Here is a 20,323-nt window from a genome sequence, read left to right on the forward strand (position 1 = left end):
TCACAGCTCCGGCTCAGTAAACGTTTCAGGGTGGGCGGGGGCCAATACCGTTTCCGGCACCAGCAAGGTACGGTCATAAAAGGCGACGTGGTACTTGATCTTCTCGTCATCACGGATGACCTTGTAGACCTCACCTTCCGTGCCTTTGCTGACCAGCACATTGCCCTGCACACCCAAGTCCAGGGTGCAGACGACTTTGTCGCGGAACTCAAAACGGCTGGGGTTCCACGGGTCATCGGCGCTAATCAATTCTTCCAAACGGCAACCGACCATAATGTCTTGGGTCAGGAAATGGACGGTGAAAATCACCTGGTCTTGCAAGAACGTGCCGACATTGATGATATGCCCGACACTGCCGCGCCGCACCAGCAACACGCCGACATCAATACCCGGATACGTGCCGTCGTTGCGGACATTTCGGGTCACCCGCACCGGTTCGCCGTATTCAAAACGGCCTTCATCAAAGCGGTCCGGTTTCATGTTTTGATGTCGCTGAGGGCTACGAACGAGTTTTGCTCGCCCATGTGGAAAACTTTAAAAACTTTTTCGGTTTGTGCATCGGATTCGACAAAGTCTTGATAGGCTTGCAGCAACAAGCGTTTGTAAATTGCCCGTAGCGCCGTTTCGTCTTCCGGCAGGCTGTCAGCACCTTGTTGCAAGTAGTTGTGGAACCGTTGCAGGATATGCAGACGGTTGACATGCACGACGGTCTGGTCGTAATCCAGTTGGAAATACTGCAAAAAATCTTCTGCGGATTCCAATTCTTCCATTTCTTCTGCAAAACTCATGGTTTTCTCCGCTTAAGGTTAGGATGCGCCCATAGGGCATAAAGGCTGGCGATGGGAGACCCGGCCCATCAAACTTCACAACAAACGATGGGCTTCCTTGCGTCAACCCATCCTGATTTTTACAAGGGCCCGACTAAGGACGTGTCTTGCGCCAATAAATAAATCACCAAGACCAGGAAAGCCGCTAAGGCCATGATGGTGATTAGGGAATCAGATGTGCTCTTTAACATGGAGTGGCTCCGTTATTGGTAGGACGGGCTGGACAAAGGGAAGCCCATCGTTTGCCGTGGGTATTGACAGGCCCCCTTGTCCAGCCCGTCCTACCATTTTCGTTTGCTAAGCCGCTTCCAGCCGGCATTGCTTGAGCAAATCCAATAAGGCTTGCGCACCTATCCTGTCCTTGCTGTCCAACTCCACCAATTTTTCAAAAACCGCTTGGCTCGTATCCAAATTGTTTAGGCGCATGTGCAAAAAACCAATGGCCTTTAACGTAAACAAATACAAACGGACTTGCGTCAACAACGCGGCCGGGACGGTTTGCAAATGGGCAAGCTGCAATTCCCGCCAATCTTCAGGAAAACCCACCAGCGGCCGGATCACCGCCAAGGCTTTCAGCGTCGCCGCCAACGCGTCTTCCAAACGGTGTTGGTAGTAATAAAACCGGTTCAAGGCCACCAACACATTCAAGGAATCCGGGGATTTGAAATACGCTTGCAATAAGGGCAATTCCGCCTCACCACCCGCATATTTCTCCGAAGCGTCTGCAATCAATTCCTTAACGCCCTCGGCATCGGCTTCTTCAAAATACAAACCCTGCGCTTCAAAATCCAATAAATCCATTACTGCACCACGGTCAGTTTGACGGGGACGTCCTGATGCGAAACACAGAGGCTTTCAGCGTCACAGGTATCGCAATGTTCTTGGCTGGCGGTTTTTTGCCATTCGGCTTGCTTGGCTTCCAGCTCGTCAATGCGCTCCATCAGGCAGGCAATGGCTTTGCCGACGGGGTCTGGCACCAGATGATGGTCTAAGTCAATGCCGTGCCTGTTCTGTATTTTTGTGCCTTTGCTTTGGATCACGCGGCCAGGGATGCCGACCACGGTGCAGCAATGCGGCACATCCTTGACGACCACGGAATTGGCGCCGACACGGACATTATTGCCCAAGGTGATCGCGCCCAGGATTTTCGCGCCTGAACCGACCAAGACGTTATTGCCCAGCGTCGGGTGGCGTTTTTCCTTGTTCCAGGTCGTGCCGCCCAGGGTCACTCCATGATAAAGCGTGACATCATCACCAATCACCGAGGTTTCACCGATGACCACGCCCAGCGCATGGTCGATGAACAAACGCCTGCCGACAGTCGCCCCGGGATGGATCTCAACGCTGGTCATCCATTTGGAGAACGCCGCCAAAATCCGTGCCGCCAGCTTCCATTCCGCCAACCATAAACGGTGGCTGATACGGTGGAACAGCACCGCGTGCACCCCAGAGTAAGTCAGCAAGATTTCCGTGACACTACGCGCCGCCGGGTCGCGCCCGAACACACACAAAACATCCTCGGCCCATTGCGCGAAAAAAGGCAGGGGCGCATCCGATGCCGTTTGCGTTGTCATCACCATGACCACTACCTTAAGCTCCATTCGGTTTTGCCAGGAATCGGCGGGCGTGGGATGCGGAAAAACGAACCGGGATAGCGGTCATCATCAAGGCCGGGCAACTCGTCGGTTTCGCTGGATTCAGCGTCGATTGCATGGCAGTCAACAAGCAAATCAAATTCTTCGTTCATGACAATTATCCTCATTTGTTTGATGAAAACGTTTCAGATCGCACGCGCCAGGCGTTTGTTTATGCTCACTGACAAACCGCCTGACTTGTATCAACAAGGATTGCGCCTGATGGCGGTCCACGTTAATGCCGAGTTGCTGATAAGCATGGATCACGCCTTGTGTGCCCGAATGCTTGCCCAACACCAATTGGTGGCGGCGTCCGACAATGGCGGGATCAACCCCTTGGTAATTGTTCGGGTCTTTCAGCAAACCATCGACATGGATGCCCGCTTCATGGCTGAACACGTTTTTGCCGATCAGGCTCTTACGTGTGCCGATGGCGTCACCGGAGGCATTGGCGACCAATGCCGACAATTCGGGGAAGCGCTCCAGATGGATGCCCGTATCCAAACCATATAACTGCTTAAGCCCGACCACGACCTCTTCCAATGCCGCATTGCCGGCGCGTTCGCCCAACCCGTTGACGGTGGTGTTGACATGTGTCGCCCCCGCCAGGGCCGCCGCCAGGGTGTTGGCCGTCGCCAGACCTAAATCGTCATGGGCGTGCATTTCTATATCCAGGTCTGTGGCGGCGCGTAATCTTTTGATGGTTTCGAACACACCGAACGGCTCCATGATGCCCACCGTATCGGCGAAACGGATACGCGACGCCCCGGCTTGTTGGGCGGCTTCCGCCATTTGCAAGAGAAAACCGACATCCGCCCGTGACGCATCTTCCATACCGACACAGACCTCGAAACCTAAGCTTCTGGCTTCCTGCACGAGCCCGTTGATGGTTTGCAGCACCCAGGCGCGGCTTTGTTTGAGCTTGTGCTGGATATGCTGGTCGGAGGCGGAAATGGACAAATCCACTTTATCCACCTGTAAACCTACACAGGCTTTCAGGTCATCACGCCGCATCCTTGACCAAACCAACAGTTGCGGGGGCAAGCCCAACGCGGCGATGGCCTGGATTTCTTCCCGCTCCAGCGCACCCATTGCCGGAATGCCAATTTCCAATTCAGGCACACCTAAGGCCGCCAATTGCGTGGCTATCGCCAGTTTTTCATCCAGCGAAAACACCACGCCAGCCGATTGCTCGCCATCCCTGAGCGTGGTGTCGTCTATGATGATGTGGCGGCTTGTCGTGTCCATGGGCTTTTGATGAAGTCAAAATACTGTTGATATGGATAATGCAAAACGCTTGCCAACTGCTTGAACCTCAAAAATAAGGGGCTGTAGGCGGCGATTGGCTAGCCAGATATGACAATGCGCGGGGATTCAAAGGAAATTGTCGGAAACCCGACAAAATAGCGGCTGTAGTGTTCTAACTGAAGTAGGGGGAGTCCGAACAGGCGAAGCGGTAACCACCTATACTTCAAGCGGTCAAGTTTTCGGTTTTTTAGGTAGGGTACGCTGTGCGTACCTTTTGCATTGATTTTATGATGATTTTTTAAAGGTACGCACAGCGTACCCTACCGTGGCTTGTAAAAGCCGAAAACCTGACAGTTCACAGTATGGCCGGGACTACCCCGCCGCTGCCGAAGCCCTCGGATTTACTGAAGGAGGCAACATGGAAAGCCATGCCGCAAGGGAGTGCTAGGCTGGGCCGCCAAACCGCCCACTGCGGGTGGCGATAGCCTGCCCAATTGGTTTGTATTGCTTATTTTTACTTAATGGCAGTGCCGCCATGCGTGGACAGGGAAGCGCTAAGCGATGGAACAGGCCAATTTCTTAGCCAACAAGGAAAAAACAGGGATCAAAAGCCCACATTAAAAACCACCTCATACCCCTCGACATTATCGCCCGTCAAATAGTTGAAGCCTAAGGCGGCCGAGCTTACTTTCCAGCGGGCCTTGCTAAAATCAGCTTCCACCCGGTAACCAAAGGCATTCAGGTTAGAAAAACCCAGCGCGTTGCTATTCTTGCCCAGAAAAACAGTGTGATCCGTGTGAAGCACACCGGTTAGCGGATAACCCAACAGGCCAATCCCCCAGGGACGGGCCAAATCAACCGCAAAATGCAGCAAATCGGTCTGTTCGCTAAAGCCGTTAAAATTGCCTGATTCAGAAAAACTGGAGATCAGGGTGTGGTTATAATTCGCTTTGACGTCGAGCTTAAAATTTCCGAAAGCGCGGGTGTAATCTAGCCCTAAGCCTGTGCTCACTAACACCATGTTGCTCGACCAATTGATGACCAGGCTTTCAACTAAAGGCTTGGCTTGGATGGCATCCGCCCCCTGAAAGGCGATGGAATTGTCAATGCGCCCGATCCCGACATCGACCACGGGCTTCAATGTCCAATGTTCAGCCAAGGGCACGGCAAACAATAGCCCCACCAAACCGCTATACGCTTCCGAAGTGGGTTTGACGGTATCGGAAGAAAGGCCGGCAAGGATATTTTTGGAATCGACACTGGCATAATTGAAACCGCCGCGTACCGACATCTTCATCTTATCAAACACGGCCAATTCATGTTCAAGGGGCAATTTCACAATATTGATGCTTGAGCCTTGGCTATTGTTCACATCCAAGACATAACCCGACACCGAGGCATCCGAGATAAAACCGATAAGTTGGGCATAGCCCGCCGTGGCGCCGTCACTGCGTCCTTTACTGTTTGCCGATAGCTTGGCTTGCAAGGCGTCCATTTGGGCCGGGGTCAGCGCACATGCGTGGCTGGAATAAACCAAAGCGCCAGTTATTAACATCAGAGCAAGACGTTTTTCCATAGGTAACATCACAAAGATGAGGGCCAATGTTTAATTGGCTGAAAAACCGAGTCTCACACAATCCAGGATTATTGTAAATGTTGCTATTCAGTAAAAACCAACAACCCTAGCCATACTGGAGTTATAGGTTTAGCGGGCCTTGCTATAGAAGGCGAAAGCGGGGGGAAACACATGCCTGCACGGGGAAGTTTCAGAAGCCAACTAGGGTAGGCACACACTTTCCGTGCCCACCCGATACAATCCATAGGATAAAAATGGCGGACAAAGCAGCTTGCCCACCTTACTTGGATTTATTGATGGCATGCGGCGTCATGATGGGCCGAGGCATGAAGCCCATCATGACACATATCAAGCATAAGTCGGCTTAAACGCCTGTTCAGGGCTTGCCACCGGGCCATCACCCTCCCAATACGGTGACAGTTTCCGCAAAGTCGCGACAACCCCCGGCATCACTTTCAGCACTTCGTCCACTTCGTGCATGGAGTTATAGCGTGAGAACGAAAAGCGGATGGTGCCGTGCGCGGCGGTGTAAGGGATGTCCATCGCCCGCATCACATGTGAAGGCTCAAGAGAGCCTGAGGTACACGCCGAACCACTAGACGCGGCAATCCCGGCCTTGTTCAGCAACATCAAAATCGCTTCGCCTTCGATGTATTCAAAGGCGATGTCGGTCGTGTTCGGCAAGCGGTTGTACAAATCGCCAGTGACGAAACAATGCGGGATCTGTTCGGTGATGCCACGTTCCAAGCGGTCACGCATGGCTTTGACATGGGTGTTTTCGTATTCGATATGCTCCAAGGCCAGTTCACAGGCTTTGCCCAAACCAACGATGGATGCGGTGTTTTCCGTGCCCGCACGCCGTCCGCGCTCCTGATGGCCGCCACGCAATAAGGGGCGGTAGCGGGTGCCACGGCGCAAATACAACACGCCTATGCCTTTCGGTGCATGCAGTTTGTGGCCTGACAGCGACAGCATGTCGATTTTGGTGTCCTGCAACATCATCGGGATTTTGCCGACGGCTTGCACGGCATCGGTGTGGAACATCACACCCGCCGCGTTGGCCAGTTCCGCCATTTCCACGACTGGAAACAGCGTCCCTGTTTCGTTATTCGCCCACATGACTGAAACGATAGCGACTTGGTCTGACAAGAGTTTTTTGTAGGCTTCCAGGTTCAAACGTCCGGCTTTGTCCACGGGCATCCGGTGGATGGTGTAACCTTCCTTTTCCAGCGCTTCGCACAGGCTTAAAATCGCCGGATGCTCAACCGTGGTGGTGATGATTTCCTTTTTGTTCGGCTGGGCTTTGATCGCCGACAGAATTGCCGTGGAATTGGATTCGGTGCCACAAGACGTGAAGATGATCTCCGAATCGTGTTCGCAGCCGATCAGGTTCTGCACTTGTTGCCGCGCGTTTTTGATGCCTTTGGCCACACCGTCGGCAAATTTATGGATGGACGAGGGATTGCCGTATTGCTCAAGGAAATACGGGATCATCACATCAACCACGGCATGATCCACCTTGGTGGTGGCGTTGTTGTCCAGATAAATGTCAGTCATCACGCCACCTCAATATTGACCAGTTTTTTCATTTCCGAAGCGGGGACGACTTTAATGAATTCGCCCATCACTTCCATCAGCCGTTGTTGGATGCCCGCAATGGTCATCGCCGCCATTTGGCAGCCGCTGCACGCGCCCGTCATGTTGACATAAGCGGTGTTGCCGATGACTTCGACCAGTTCGACATCGCCGCCGTCGGCCATCAACGCAGGCCGCAACGATTCCAGCACTTCCTCGATTTTTTTGATGCGTTGCAAATTGGTCAACGGGCCTTTGACTTCGGCAACAACCGGTTTTTTGGTTACAGGCGCCGCTTCGGGGTCGAATTTCTCGCCTTTCTCCGCCAGCACTTTTTCCAGAATGGCTTCAATGTCTTCATGGCAAGACGCGCAGCCGCCGCCCGCTTTAGTGAAATTGGTGACATCTTCAACGGTGCGCAATTTATTCGCCCAGACCATTTCTTCAATCATCACCGCATCAATCGCAAAACATTTGCAGACCAACGCGCCTTCCGCGTGGTCGTCCGCCCATTCTTCGCCACGGTAATTGGCGATTGCCGCTTGCAGGGCTTCGCGGCCCATCACCGAGCAATGCATCTTTTCCGGCGGCAAGCCTTCCAGATGGTCGGCGATGTCTTGGTTGGTGACTTTCAGGGCTTCATCCAGGGTCATGCCCTTGATGATTTCCGTCAGCACCGACGATGACGCAATCGCCGAACCGCAACCGAAGGTTTGGAAGCCGGCTTCCAAGATCACTTCAGTCTCTTCCTCGACTTTTAAGGTCAACCGTAAGGCATCGCCGCAACTGATGGAACCGACTTCGCCTGTGGCATTGGCATCGACGACTGCGCCAGCGTTTTTCGGGTTAAAAAAATGTTCTTTTACTTTGTCTGAATAGTCCCACATGGCTGTGTCCTCGGATTAACTGGTGTAGGTTGGGTTAACGATAGCGTGACCCAACAGTGGCGGCCTAGATTGCCGGGCCACCTAACGCGCCACCCAAAGCAGGCGCATTAGTCGGCCCGGCCTACATTAAGAACAGGTCTTAGTCCCTGTACCGCTAGGGTTAGGATTAAATGACGAACCGCAAGCACAACTTTTGGCCGCATTCGGGTTGCTGAACTTAAACCCCGAACCGTCGATACTGTCGAGAAAATCAATGGACATACCGTCCAGCATCGGAAAACTGACCGGATCGACAAACACCTTGACCGTACCGCAGTCAATGACCGTATCATCCGGCGTGTTTTCAGCCTCCAGTTTCAGCCCGTATTGGTAACCGGAACACCCCCCGTCTGTGACTTCAATACGAAGCCCCGCTGACGGCGTTTCCGAACTGGCGATAAAGCGACCGACAGCGTTAATAGCTTTTTCTGTTAAGGTAATCACAAGAGTCTCCTGAAAGGTTTGGCATCGTTCTTGTAATAAGCTAATGCAACCTGTGTGCCAGACTAGTTTTATTCATACAAGCCACTGTTTATACGAAGATAACCTGTTTTTTTACAGGTGTAGCAAAGATTACAAACAAACAATTCATCGGGTTTTGTAGGAAACCTTACAAAATCATTAGCCACTAACGGGGAGATAACATGAGAGTAGAAGATTTGGATATAGGCGACATCGTTTACGCCGCAACCGTCATCACCGATGATGGCTCGATACCTGGCGGAATTGAAGGCGAAGTGTTGGCGGAGGCGGGGACGCGCGGCGTCATCACTATGATAGGCCACATCGAAGAACAGCCAGAACGCAGCGTGTTCCTAGTCCGCTTTGAAGACAGGGAACTGAATCTGGGTAACCCGATAGGCTGCTGGGCGGAAGACCTGATAGTGGAGCCGAGGTTAGTGAACTAGCGCACCGGATAATTTGGTAAAATGACGCTCATGGATTCTGGTTACTTGCTAGCTGGTATCCCTGTTTCCCTTATCCATGAGATGATCGCCATGACCAAAGCCCCCAATAAAGTTGTCCACATTAAACCTAAACCCCAGGCAAAAACCTTAACCGCCGCACAAAAACAATTTAACAGCCTAGGAAAAAAAATTGACCGGCAAAAAAAATTACTGCTGGAATGGAAAGAAACCATACCCGCTTACCATCAAAAAGTCGGGCAAGAATACGACCCCTTAGTCGAAACCCTGAACCAGCACCAATTGGAGTGGATACGGTTATTGGATAAGTTTCACGACCAACCGTTGTTCAAAAAAACCGATAAAGCCAAAATCAAGCATTTGATCATCGACGTGTGCGAGGATTTATTGGTCGACATGGACACCGATGAAGTGAAATCCATCTTCAACAAATACGGCGACGAGGATTTCGACACCCTCAAGCAAGAAACGGATGCGGCGGTTGGCGAGCTCATGAAAGGCCTTGCCAAAGAAATGTTTAATGTGGATTTGGGGGATGATGTCGATGTCAGCTCGCCGGAGAAATTCAAAGCTTACTTGGAAGAAAAGCTGGGCGAACAATCAGAAACCCAAAACCAAGGCCAACCCGCCCAGCCACCTAAAAAAACCAAAAAGCAATTGGCGGCAGAAGCCCGCCAACAAGAGGAAGACGCCTTGGCCAGCAAATCCGTGCAAGAGGTTTACCGTAAACTGGTCGCCGTGCTGCATCCCGACCGCGAACCGGATGCAGCCGAGCGTGAACGTAAAACCGAATTGATGCAGCGTGTCAATACCGCTTACGGCAAGAAAGATTTATTGCAACTTCTGGCATTGCAATTGGAAATAGAACAGATTGACCTCGCGCATCTCAGCCAAATGGCGGACAGCCGCCTGAAGCATTTCAATAAAATCCTCAAGGAACAGCTGGCGGAATTGGATCAGGAAATTTTGCAAATCGAAGAAACGTTCAAATTCCAATTACAAATGCCTTTTTATGCGCGGCTATCGCCTGGGCAATTAGTGTGGAATTTGGCGCAGGATACCCGGGAAGTCGAAGAGCAAATTGCCGGCATCAAAAAAGACCTCGCCTTTTTTGACAATGCGGCGACTTTCAAAGCCTGGTTAAAAACTTACAAAATCCCCAAGAAAAGCCGCCATGATGATTTTGACGATCTATTTTTCGGCGGCTTACCATTTGGTTTTAGATAAAGACGATGCCATCCCGTTGCTTGCTTACACTACGGACAGCCAAAGCATCCATGGCGCGAGAACCCACATAACAAAGGTACCAACCCGATGAACCCACACGCCCAAACTGTCTTCAGCTACCACCAGCGCACTAAGCATACCCTGCAACGCTATGCCAAAGGCCCTGACACCCTAGATTGGGATGACCAGCCTGACCCGTTCCGGCACTTTGCCGGTTGCGAGGCCATGCCGCTGCCCAAGCCCGGACGCGAACTGGACGTGTTGTTCACCGATCTCGACACCCCGCAATCCATCCCCGAACAACCGCTGGATTTAAAAAATGTCGGCTTGTTGCTGGAATTGGCATTTGGTTTGTCTGCTTGGAAAGAATTTGGCCCCAACCGCTGGGCTTTGCGTTGCAACCCCTCCAGCGGCAACCTGCACCCGACCGAAGCTTATCTGATCAGCACGGGCAACCCTTTCATCAAACCCGGCGTCCATCACTATATCAGCCACGACCATAGCCTTGAACAGCGCTGCCTTTTTCCTGACACTTTCCATAGCCCAGGCCTGCTGATCGGCTTGTCTTCCATCCATTGGCGGGAAGCATGGAAATACGGCGAGCGGGCTTTCCGTTATTGCCAGCATGACATTGGCCATGCGTTGGGGGCGTTGCGCTATGCCGCCGCCTGCTTGGGCTGGTCAGTGGAATTATGGGCCGAAGTTTCCGATGCTGAACTTGCCCATCTATTAGGCCTGGAAAGGCACGATGATTTTAAAAAAAATGAGCGCGAATCACCGGATGTGCTGTGCCGGATACTGACCAAAACCAACAATCCGCCCATGTCATACCAAACCTTATCGGCCTTGCTGCCGACAGCAAAGTGGTTCGGCGTGGCCGAGAGCCTGCGGGCTTACCATTTATACAACTGGCCTGTGATTGAAGAAATTGCCGTCGCAACCGGCAAACCGCGCACGGAAGAGCTGCATCTGGAAGCAACCCTGCAAGCGCCCCCCGCTTCGGCCTGCCAGCAACGGGCGACCGCCCTCATCCGCCAACGCCGCAGTGCGCAACATTTCGACGGCAAAATGCCGCCGTTGCCTGCCGCTGATTTTTACCGGATACTCGGTGCCGTGTCACCGGACACGGCTGCGTTTAAGCTATGGGAGTGGCCGGCCAAAACACATTTGTTTATCTTTGTGCATCGTGTGGAAGGCGTAGCGCCTGGGCTGTATGCCTTGATCAGGGACGGCGGCGCGTTAGAACCGTTAAAAGCGGCGACCTTAAGTATGTTCGACTGGAAAAAGCAGCCCGGGCCTTTGCCGCTTTACCATTTGCATTCCGGCGATTTGAGGCTAACCGCAAAAACCCTGTCCTGCCACCAACCCATCGCCAGTGACAGCGCCTTCAGTTTGGCGATGGTGTCAGAGTTTAGGCCAACCGTTGAAACGGCACCCTGGCGGTACCGGCAGCTCTTCTGGGAATGCGGCCTGATAGGCCAAGTGTTGTATTTGGAAGCGGAAGCCGCAGGCGTCCGTGGCACGGGCATTGGCTGTTATTTTGATGACAGTGTCCATGAGATTTTAGGCATCAAGGACGACACGTTCCAAAGCCTATACCACTTCACCATCGGCACGCCACTGGAAGACAAGCGGATGCAGACTTTACCGGCGTATGGGCATTTGCCGAACCCCCTATGATGCTGGCGGGCATTTCGCTCGATTTACGGGCACCGCGGTCGCCCGCATCCAAGACACCAGCATGGCGGCTGGGTTTGGCGATTGGCGATTGGCGATTGGCGATTGGCGATTGGCGACAATATCGTCGGGGCACATCAGGCCCATATTAAATACTTGCGACGGGATGGTGGCGGCCAGGAAGTGCGCATTACCTTTAGCCTAATTCCTAGGTATCAGCCATCACAGGGCTTCCGGTAAGGCAGCCGCCAACCTCTGACAAATGGGGCCATTATGAGGACACTTTATTATAGCCACCCGGATTTCCTATTACATGCCACTGGCGCCGGCCATCCTGAGCGCCCGGCGAGGCTCAAGGCAATCGGGCAGGCACTGGAGCAAGCCGAGTTCGCCAAGCTTATCCGGGTGCTGGCACCCTTGGGCACCGAACAACAAGCCACGCTGATCCATCCGGCTGCGCATATCCAACACCTACGCGATGCCCTACCCAACCAGAGGAGATACCCTTTAAACCCGGACACCGTATTGTCGCCCGGTTCGTTAACGGCCGCATTCCGTGCCGTGGGCGCGGTTTGCGATGCGGTTGACCGTATTATGGCCGACACCGCCGACAATGCCTTTTGTGCCGTCCGCCCACCAGGGCATCATGCCGAACCGATGCAAGCGATGGGGTTTTGCCTGTTCAACAATATCGCCATCGCCGCCGAACATGCGCGGCAGCACTATCATTTGCAACGGGTCGCCATTGTTGATTTCGATGTCCATCACGGCAATGGCACCCAAGCGGCCTTTTACCATCAACCGCAAGTGTTTTACGCCTCCTCCCACGAAATGCCGCATTATCCGGGCACGGGTTACCCGTCAGAAACGGGCGCAGGCAATATTGTCAATGTGCCTCTACGGGCTGGCGATACCGGCATTGAATTCAGGGAAAAATACCAAAGCCTCATCTTGCCCGCACTGGATCACTTCAAACCCCAGTTGCTACTGGTTTCGGCAGGGTTTGACGCCCATCGGGACGACCCTTTGTCAAGCATCAGGCTGGTCGAAGAGGATTACCGCTGGGTGACGCAAGCCTTAAAGGAAATTGCCGGACGCCATTGCCAAGGGCGGATAGTTTCGGTATTGGAAGGGGGGTACAACCTGAAGGCCTTGGCGGCGAGCGTGGCGGTGCACGTCAGGGGCTTGATGGGACAATAAAGAAATGGCTAGGGGCAAGGCAAGCTGAGTTTCAAGCTCACCCGCCCCTAGAGGAATTGCACTTAAGGCATTGTTTGTTCTACGAACAGATCAACGCCCGTTGCTGGCGGTTATCTATCAGGCGTGTCCAAAATACGGTTTATCATGGGAGTCTGTTGCGAGACCCTATCGTCCAGCGTCAAGGCGATCATACTTTTAAGATCTAAAAAACGTTTCTCAGCTTCTTTTAAGTGTTCTGTCGCTTTAGCCAAATCACCGTCTTTGACAGCCGTCCGGGCTTTTTTCAAATAATCATTGGCGCGGTTGCGGTTACGGTCCACTTTATCATTGGCGTTGATTTCCTTACTGACCGCTAACGCATCTTTGATATTCTTTATAATCGCCTCCTCACCCGCATTGTCATTGATCGCTTTCAACGCTTCATTGACTTGGCCAACAGTAGCCTCAATCCCTTCCGTCGGGGTCATCCTGTTATACATACAGGCCATACCCAAGCAGATATCGGCAGTGGCAGAAAAAGATCCTAAAGAAAGTGCCAATGTAGTGGCCAGGGCAGCGCTTTTTAACAATTTCATGTTGTAAACCTCGTTGTAGTTATTATTATTTTGGCCTGCAACTGCCTAGATATTAAACATATTTAATTAGTTACAAGGCGATGCGGACTGTATCACAACTCTTATGAATGTGACAGAAATTCAGGGCATCATTCCACACAACGACGCGCCCCAGATCAGTCAATCGTCTCAACCCAGCGGCACCTTTCCTTAACAATCTTCGAGGTGTTGTTATTGCCCAAGCCCTTGGCGATCAAGGCAACCACACGGTCATCCTTGTCATAACCGACATGGGCATCCAAGGGATTGGCAAGTTTGCCCAAGCCAAAGGCGTCAAATATCTTGGCGACATTGATGTTGATATTGGTGACGTCAATACAAAGCCGCGAATCCAAGTACTTGTCAACAAAACCGTGCGGGATCGCGTAGCTGAGCAAGTCATTGGGATCACTGAAAGCAACCAGGGACATTTTAGTCAAAATACGCCCGGCGTATTTTGCCCCTTCAGGCCGGCAATATGCGGCCTGTTGGTTGCTGACTTCAGGCAACTTAAGCCCCAATTGCAGCATGGGCAATTGGTTGGAAAGCATATAAATGGGGATTTCTTTGAGTTTGACCGCATCCCTAAAATCCGCGTCGCGGTTATTGATGAACGAGGCTATCCGTTGCATCCCGTCTATTGTGATACGGCTGCCCAGGCTGTGTGAGACAAAAGCATAATGGTCGTTAACCAGATTGGATATGTCCGAGTCGTCATTAAACGAACAGGCCTGGGTGGCATCATCAGGCAATTTATCCCAATTGCTTTTGGTCATCCAACAAAAGGCCTGCGCGAATGACACCAGAATATCTTCCCGGCTTTCCCCCAAATAAATGATCGGGTCAGGGCCTGTGTCATTGGAGAATTTCTTCATCAAATCATTGACTTCAGCCCGGCGGAAAGAATATTCGCCGGAATTGTCATAAGCCAGCACGTCTTTTTGCTTGGCGGTGATCGCCGACCAGGCCAATTCGTAAAACAACAATTCCCTATGCTGATCCTTGCTCAATAAGCGGCTGATCCGTAAATTCCCGAGGTTTTTGCCTTGGTTAAAACGGTCTGTCAAACCGATGTTCTTGTACCGGCTTGCCATGACCGGCAAATCCAGCTCCCTAGCCAGTTTTTCAACAAATTCGGTGCTGTACCCCGGAAGATGGTTGCCAACCCCATGGATCATCAAGACTTTCATCTTGCCGTGTTGGTTGTCCAAATACGGTGCCAGCCCGTTTATGGGTTTGCCCCATATTTCACACAGCCGCGTGTCGGCAGCCTGTTGTTTTTCCAGAAAAGCTTCCGCCACACCCTTACCGATGCTGGCACAGCCACTTAAGGCAGCGGCCACCGTCAAGGCCGCCAAGCCTTTATTTAATAGTTTCATGTTTAGTTACAGTAAATGGGACAAAGGGTTTAAACCGCCAAAGTTTAAAGGATGTCATTTCCATTTGCTGTAAAAAAATCCAAATCGGCTTAGATGCCTAACCGGCCTTATCCAGCCCTGCGTCCGTTTGGCAAAGCTCAGCCACGCGTGTAGCGGTGCTTCACGCCAACGGGGAAATAGCCGGGGTCTGCAAAGGGATGCAAGGTGATTTGTGGCATTTGCCGCTCTACTGGCGTGTAATTGGCAAATTCACTGTTTAAACGCAATAACTGCTTGCGGATAGATGCGGCGATGGCAGGTTTCATGGCCTCGTCGGGGATAATCTCCGGCAATAGTTCCACGGCTATATGCAGGTATTTATCGCCAGCATCCGATTCTGCCGTTTCCAGGACAAATTTTCCGGTCACCCAGGCCAAAATATCGGGTTGTTCAAGGCCAACCGTGACATTTTCAGGGTAAATATTCGCCCCATAATAAGACACCGTGAAATCAGCCCGCCCGAACACATAGACAAACGGTAAGTTACGCGGCTGGAAATCGCCGTTTAAACCCAACTCGCCTAAGGAATGCACACCATACGCCCGCAAAAACGCCCAGAGCCCATCGTATCCCAACAAACCGCCCTTATCGGCAATATGGTAACGCAGCAAAGGCACGCTGTTTTCTCCTGAAACCACTAGCGTACCTTCATGCACTTCAAAGAAACGGCTGCTTGGGTCATATTGCACCAGCGTTGGCAACCGCGATTCGCCAAACAGCTCACGGGCGGCTTCGGGACGCGTGGACAACCAGCGGCGTATGGCGATGCTGAGCGGCGTTTCATTGCCCAGCACACCGCCGTCAGCCGTCCCATAGAGCGATGCCGAATCGGAACACGGCGACTCCGAACCGATGCGTTGGCCGACCAAACTGCGCCATTCCTCGCTGAACACTTCCCCGGCAAACACCAGTTTTGGATGGTAAGCCCGCCAGTCGATGCCCTCGGCCGAACCGGCATCAAGCACATCTTTGACAAAAGGCGGATAACCCAACAGCACGGTCTGCTCGAAATGCGGGGACAGCTCGCGCACCACCCTGAAAATTTCCGCTTTGTTATTCCCAGGTGTCGCGACCAATAAGGGATAACCTTTACGGGCCAAATGCCAGCAACAAGAGGTCGTGAACAAACCGCCCACCCAGTTGCCCAAAGCGAAGCAAACGATGGCCAAGGTGCTGCGTTCGTGGGCGCGGAAGCTGTCATGGAACACCTGCTCAAACCGCACCGCCACGTCCAGCTCATAGGTGGCGGAACGTGGCCAGAACGTTGGCCGCCCCGTCGAGCCGGACGACACGGCGATACGGTCGGCACCTTTAAGGCTGCCGCCAAAGCAGCGCTCCGGTAGCGGATAAGCCTGCATGTAATTGCTTTTGTCCATCAACGGCAAGGCCTGGAAAGCCGGGTAGGAACCAATCCCGGCAGGATTGATGTGATGCGCCGCCAGAAACTGTCGGTATGCGGGAACCTCCACCGCGCATCGCCGGAACAAATCCAGGCATTTCCTTTCCGCTTGACCTGGCTGTTGTCCGGCAAGCAAGGTATCTAGCGGCGTTGTGATGAAATGGTTGAAGCGGTCGTCAGATGGTGGCGGGGGCGGATTGGACATGGCCGGTTACCTCTAAAGTACAGTAGACAAAAAGCTATTGTATTTTAGGATGCGGCAACAAAATATGTTTTTGAAACCTAATAGGACGTTAGGCAGACGTAGGATGGGATGAAGCGATAGCGCAATCCCAGCACCACCAGCCACTCTGCTGGGGTTACTTGCGCCACCCCAGCCTTTGCTGAGTGTCATAATGAGAATTGCTGGTCGGGTTACGCTGACGCTAACCCGACCTACGATTGGAACACCTCACAATAACCAATCATAACTATATGAATATTAATATTTATCCCTTAACTTAAGGACAGTGAGGCCTAGGCCTGCCTAACAAAACCCAAGCTAACAAATGTCATGATACCAATCCAAAAGTTCTTCCCCGCCCCAATTCTCGGCCTCGGCAGGAAAAACTTCAGGGGTTTCGTAAAGCGTCATTTGCCCTGTCTTAGGTGCAGTAGTGACCAATAAACTTTCTGCATATTCAACTGAACAGCCTTGCTTGCCGTTGGCGTCTTTTAGCCATTGCGCCGCCATGGCGATAGCGGCTTGGCGGGTTTCGCCAAAGCCGAAAACAGCATAATCGTGTTGCACATATAAAACGGTCATAATTGCTCCAATTGCCCTAAATTTGCTTCATCGTAATATCCAAAGTCGAAATCCGGTAGGCAATCTGCCTGGGGGTCATATTCAGCAAACGCGCGGCCTTAGCTTGTACCCAACCGCTTTGCTCCAAGGCGGCGATGACCCGTTCGCGGTCATCCAAATTTTCATCATTAAAATCCACCGCCGGCAATTTTTGTGGCTTCAACGTGAGCCCCGCTTGCGCCACGACATTTTCCAACCCGGTATTGACCATGACATCACGGTCGATGGTGCCGTTGGGGCTCATTATCGCCGCCCGTTCCAAGCAATTGGCGAGTTCGCGGACGTTGCCGGGCCAGTCGTGTTTCATCAGGATACGGATCGCGCTTTCCTTGATTTCCAAAGGCCGTCCGCCCTGTTGGTCAGAAATCCGGCGTAACAAAAATTCCGACAATTCCGGTATATCCTCGCTACGGTCGCGTAAGGCGGGCATTTGGATAGGCATGACGTTGAGGCGGTAATACAAATCTTCCCTAAATTTGCCTTCGGTCACTTCTTCTTCAAGATTGCGGTTGGTGGCGGCGATAATGCGGACATTGACTTTAATGGTTTGCGCCCCCCCCACCCGTTCGAATTCGCCTTCTTGCAAAACCCGGAGCAGCTTGGCTTGGAACGAGGCGGAAATTTCACCGATTTCATCCAAGAACAAGGTGCCGTTATTGGCAAGCTCAAAACGGCCTTTTCGCTGGCTGATCGCGCCGCTGAACGCACCTTTCTCATGCCCGAACAACTCCGATTCCAACAAGGTGTCCGGCAAAGCCGCGCAATTGAGTTTCAAAAACGGCCCGCTGGCGCAACCGGAATTGAAGTGGATGGCGTTGGCGACCACTTCCTTGCCCGTGCCGGATTCGCCGCGTATCAGCACGGTGGTGTTCCATTTGGCGACTTGCCGGATCAGGTCAAACACTTTCAACATCGGCGGCGAATGCCCGATGATGTTTTCAAAGCGGTAATTCTTGATCAGGGCCTGCTTGAGCTGGTCGCGTTCGCTTTGCAGGTTGCGTTGTTTGCGCTCGATCACGCGCAGCATTTTCACGCTTTGCGCGATCAGGTTGGCGATCATCTCCAGGAACCGTGCGCGTTCGCCCAAAAACAAACGGTTATCGGGTTGTGCCGCCAAGACGCCGATAGTGTCGCCTTGTTCGATGTAAATGGGCGATCCGATGAATGGCAATTCCGGGTCATACAAACCCATACGGCCTAGAAACCTGGGCTCTTCGGCAACTTTTTCGACAACGATGGTGCTGCCCGCATCAAGTATCGCCCCCATCACGCCTTCCCCCGGATGGTAGCGTATGGGTTGGTTGAGTTGGCTGTCGGCATTGGCGTGCACCGCGCTGACAATCAGGCTATCGCTTTCAATCTCCTTGAGGGTGATCATGCCCGAGCGCATCCCTGAGCGTTTATGCAGCACTTCCAGCACGGCTTGCAATTTGGCATGCAAATCATGGGTGCTATTGAGGATCTGGCTGATCAGATACAACGTGTCCAGCTCCGCCTCGATCAATTGGTTGCGTTCCATTAGCCTAACCTCCCAAGCTCCTGTCTGTGTAAAGGAAAGCTGATTTTGAAACGGCAGCCTTGGTCATAACTGGGGTCTATATCAATAAAGCCATGATGCTGGTTGACAATTTCCTTCGCCATCACCAGCCCCATGCCCGCTTTGTGCCCGCCTAACACACGGGTGGTGTAGAAAGGCTCGAAGACTTTACTACGTTTTTCCATTGGAATGCCCGGCCCCGTATCCTCAATGCTGACATAGAGCAAATCCGCATCCGCATCGGTGGTGATTTTTATGCGCTGTTCGCCCGTGTCCGAGGCACAGACCGCATCAATGGCGTTATCCAGCAATTGGTGGAACAATACCCGTAGACGGTTTTCCGACCCCAGAATACTGGGCAATTCCGCCAGCGGTTGCCAATGCACGTCTATGCCATTGCCCCAAATCCGTTGGTCGTTAAGCAGCAGCACTTCGTGCAAGATTTGGTTGATGTTGACCGGAATGACGGCGGTTTGCAAGATTTCAGGGATACAGTTTTGCATGGTGGCAATCGCCTCTTCACCGGAATGCTGGATTTGTTGCAAGATTTGCAATAACCCGGCGTTTTGGGCTTCGCACTTGTGCTTTAAAATTTGCTCCGCCGCCCGGATCTGGTTCATTGGCATGTGGATTTGATGGATTGCGCCCAGTAAAGTTTCACGGATGCTGCGCACCCGCTCATCTTCCGACATGACGGTCTTTAAGGTCTGGATATGCAGCTCTTCCATTTGCCGCCGTTGACGGGAGATGTCGGTGATGGTCAGGATCAAATACTGTTTTGAGACGTTGTCGAAAAAGGCATCGGCATGGACTTCATTTTCCTTAAACCAATTGCCTGCGCAAGAAAACCACCGCGCCCTACGGCCTGCCTTGCTTTCTATCCTGAATTCCCGGTTATTGAACCCCTGCTCATTCGTTTGCAGTTCCATCCATAACCCGCCCATTTCTTCGCGCAATAAATGCAGGAAATACGCGGCCGGCTCGCCTTTGTCGAGATCGCTGACCAAGGCCTTGTAGTTATGGTTGTCCAAAATCACTTTATCTTCATCGTCTATCACCACCATTGCAATTGGCGAGGAATTGATGACCGATTCAATCAACAGTTTTTGGTTGATGACCCGTTTGTCCGCTTCATGGGCTAGGGTAATATCCCGGTGCATCCCGATATAATGGCTAATCACCCCCTGTTCATTCAGCATCGGTGCGATGGTCAAATCGGCAATATAACGATGGCCCGATTTATGCCTGTTGCACAAAGTCCCGCGCCACACTTTTTTGCTGCGGATGGTATGCCATAAATCGTAATACACCGCCCTAGGCGTGCGTTTGTCCGATAAGACCGATTCGTTTTCACCTAAAATGTCTTCGGGCTTATACCCGGTGACCTTGGAGAACTCTTCGTTGACGTAAAGGATTTTGGCTTTTTTATCGGTGATGGAAATGGCAATGGGGACTTGCTCCACCGTTTCCACAAACAAGCTGTAAGGTGTGGTGTCACCGTTAAAATTGGCCGCCGAGCCAAACAAACCTGGGACAAGTTCGCCAATGACGCTGGTCATGTTGGTATGCGCCTGTAAAAATTGTAATGAGGTCTTTTTCATATCACGGCCTGGTGTGAAGGGTTATTTCTATTATATTAGCAATTTTGACGCCAGTAATTTTTACCTTAGCCGAAAGATACGCCAAGCGGGGCAACTATAAAATCCGGCATATCCC

The 20,323-nt window shown here is 52.2% G+C and carries 20 protein-coding genes; 4 read left to right on the forward strand and 16 right to left on the reverse strand.

Annotation, left to right across the window (positions count from 1 at the left end):
- The 10 genes from METMI_RS0104535 to METMI_RS0104585 form a co-directional block, all read right to left on the reverse strand.
- Entirely contained in the window at positions 1-480 is a 480-nt protein-coding gene (locus METMI_RS0104535) for a nitrogen fixation protein NifZ (RefSeq protein ID WP_019865056.1), read from the reverse strand.
- A complete protein-coding gene (nifW, locus tag METMI_RS0104540) occupies positions 477-788 on the reverse strand; it encodes a nitrogenase-stabilizing/protective protein NifW (protein WP_019865057.1) in 312 nt (103 codons plus the stop codon). Before nifW ends, METMI_RS0104535 begins: the two co-directional genes overlap by 4 nt.
- A 336-nt stretch (positions 789-1,124) precedes the next feature.
- Positions 1,125-1,628 (reverse strand): hypothetical protein, encoded by a 504-nt coding sequence (locus tag METMI_RS0104550; protein WP_019865060.1) that lies wholly within the window; start codon positions 1,626-1,628, stop codon positions 1,125-1,127.
- The gene (cysE, locus tag METMI_RS0104555; RefSeq protein WP_198007977.1) at positions 1,628-2,401 is read right to left on the reverse strand and encodes a serine O-acetyltransferase; all 774 of its coding nucleotides are present in this window, start codon (positions 2,399-2,401) and stop codon (positions 1,628-1,630) included. Before cysE ends, METMI_RS0104550 begins: the two co-directional genes overlap by 1 nt.
- 11 nt (positions 2,402-2,412) lie before the next feature.
- Positions 2,413-2,574, reverse strand: coding sequence for a hypothetical protein (locus METMI_RS27385; RefSeq protein WP_019865062.1), 162 nt, complete (start codon positions 2,572-2,574; stop codon positions 2,413-2,415).
- Positions 2,558-3,709 carry a homocitrate synthase gene (nifV, locus tag METMI_RS0104565; protein ID WP_019865063.1) on the reverse strand — a complete coding sequence of 384 codons (1,152 nt, stop codon included), beginning with the start codon at positions 3,707-3,709 and terminating at the stop codon, positions 2,558-2,560. Before nifV ends, METMI_RS27385 begins: the two co-directional genes overlap by 17 nt.
- 604 nt (positions 3,710-4,313) lie before the next feature.
- The gene (locus tag METMI_RS0104570) at positions 4,314-5,285 is read right to left on the reverse strand and encodes a hypothetical protein (RefSeq protein ID WP_232215179.1); all 972 of its coding nucleotides are present in this window, start codon (positions 5,283-5,285) and stop codon (positions 4,314-4,316) included.
- 348 nt (positions 5,286-5,633) lie between these two features.
- Positions 5,634-6,842, reverse strand: a complete 1,209-nt coding sequence (gene nifS / locus METMI_RS0104575; RefSeq protein ID WP_019865065.1) for a cysteine desulfurase NifS — start codon at positions 6,840-6,842, stop codon at positions 5,634-5,636.
- Positions 6,842-7,747, reverse strand: coding sequence for a Fe-S cluster assembly protein NifU (gene nifU / locus METMI_RS0104580; protein WP_019865066.1), 906 nt, complete (start codon positions 7,745-7,747; stop codon positions 6,842-6,844). The genes nifS and nifU overlap by 1 nt, the downstream gene beginning before the upstream one ends.
- Positions 7,748-7,873: 126 nt before the next feature.
- The gene (locus METMI_RS0104585; protein ID WP_019865067.1) at positions 7,874-8,230 is read right to left on the reverse strand and encodes a HesB/IscA family protein; all 357 of its coding nucleotides are present in this window, start codon (positions 8,228-8,230) and stop codon (positions 7,874-7,876) included.
- Between the two features lie 200 nt (positions 8,231-8,430).
- Between METMI_RS0104585 and METMI_RS0104590 the strand changes: the two genes are divergently transcribed.
- The 4 genes from METMI_RS0104590 to METMI_RS0104605 all read left to right on the forward strand — a co-directional run bounded on the left by METMI_RS0104590 (position 8,431) and on the right by METMI_RS0104605 (position 12,816).
- A complete protein-coding gene (locus METMI_RS0104590; RefSeq protein ID WP_019865068.1) occupies positions 8,431-8,694 on the forward strand; it encodes a nitrogen fixation protein NifZ in 264 nt (87 codons plus the stop codon).
- Between the two features lie 30 nt (positions 8,695-8,724).
- A complete protein-coding gene (locus METMI_RS0104595) occupies positions 8,725-9,939 on the forward strand; it encodes a J domain-containing protein (protein ID WP_232215180.1) in 1,215 nt (404 codons plus the stop codon).
- An 87-nt stretch (positions 9,940-10,026) separates the two neighbouring features.
- Complete coding sequence (locus METMI_RS0104600; RefSeq protein WP_019865070.1) at positions 10,027-11,619, forward strand: nitroreductase family protein; 1,593 nt, start codon at positions 10,027-10,029, stop codon at positions 11,617-11,619.
- Positions 11,620-11,889: 270 nt separating this feature from the next.
- Positions 11,890-12,816 (forward strand): histone deacetylase family protein, encoded by a 927-nt coding sequence (locus tag METMI_RS0104605; RefSeq protein ID WP_019865072.1) that lies wholly within the window; start codon positions 11,890-11,892, stop codon positions 12,814-12,816.
- Positions 12,817-12,926: 110 nt separating this feature from the next.
- On the opposite strand, the gene METMI_RS0104610 is transcribed toward METMI_RS0104605, so the two are convergent.
- From METMI_RS0104610 to nifL, 6 genes are all read right to left on the reverse strand, one after another.
- Entirely contained in the window at positions 12,927-13,391 is a 465-nt protein-coding gene (locus METMI_RS0104610) for a hypothetical protein (RefSeq protein ID WP_019865073.1), read from the reverse strand.
- Positions 13,392-13,546: 155 nt separating this feature from the next.
- A complete protein-coding gene (locus tag METMI_RS0104615; protein WP_019865074.1) occupies positions 13,547-14,788 on the reverse strand; it encodes a hypothetical protein in 1,242 nt (413 codons plus the stop codon).
- Between the two features lie 137 nt (positions 14,789-14,925).
- Positions 14,926-16,431, reverse strand: a complete 1,506-nt coding sequence (locus METMI_RS0104620; protein ID WP_019865075.1) for a phenylacetate--CoA ligase family protein — start codon at positions 16,429-16,431, stop codon at positions 14,926-14,928.
- A 336-nt stretch (positions 16,432-16,767) separates the two neighbouring features.
- On the reverse strand, positions 16,768-17,031 hold the full coding sequence (locus METMI_RS0104625) for a hypothetical protein (protein ID WP_019865077.1): 264 nt from the start codon (positions 17,029-17,031) through the stop codon (positions 16,768-16,770).
- Between the two features lie 16 nt (positions 17,032-17,047).
- Positions 17,048-18,589, reverse strand: a complete 1,542-nt coding sequence (gene nifA / locus METMI_RS0104630; RefSeq protein WP_019865078.1) for a nif-specific transcriptional activator NifA — start codon at positions 18,587-18,589, stop codon at positions 17,048-17,050.
- The gene (nifL, locus tag METMI_RS0104635) at positions 18,589-20,208 is read right to left on the reverse strand and encodes a nitrogen fixation negative regulator NifL (RefSeq protein WP_019865079.1); all 1,620 of its coding nucleotides are present in this window, start codon (positions 20,206-20,208) and stop codon (positions 18,589-18,591) included. The genes nifA and nifL overlap by 1 nt, the downstream gene beginning before the upstream one ends.
- Positions 20,209-20,323 lie beyond the last annotated feature (115 nt).

Origin of the sequence: Methylovulum miyakonense HT12 (genome assembly GCF_000384075.1) — a bacterium.
Lineage (GTDB): Bacteria > Pseudomonadota > Gammaproteobacteria > Methylococcales > Methylomonadaceae > Methylovulum > Methylovulum miyakonense.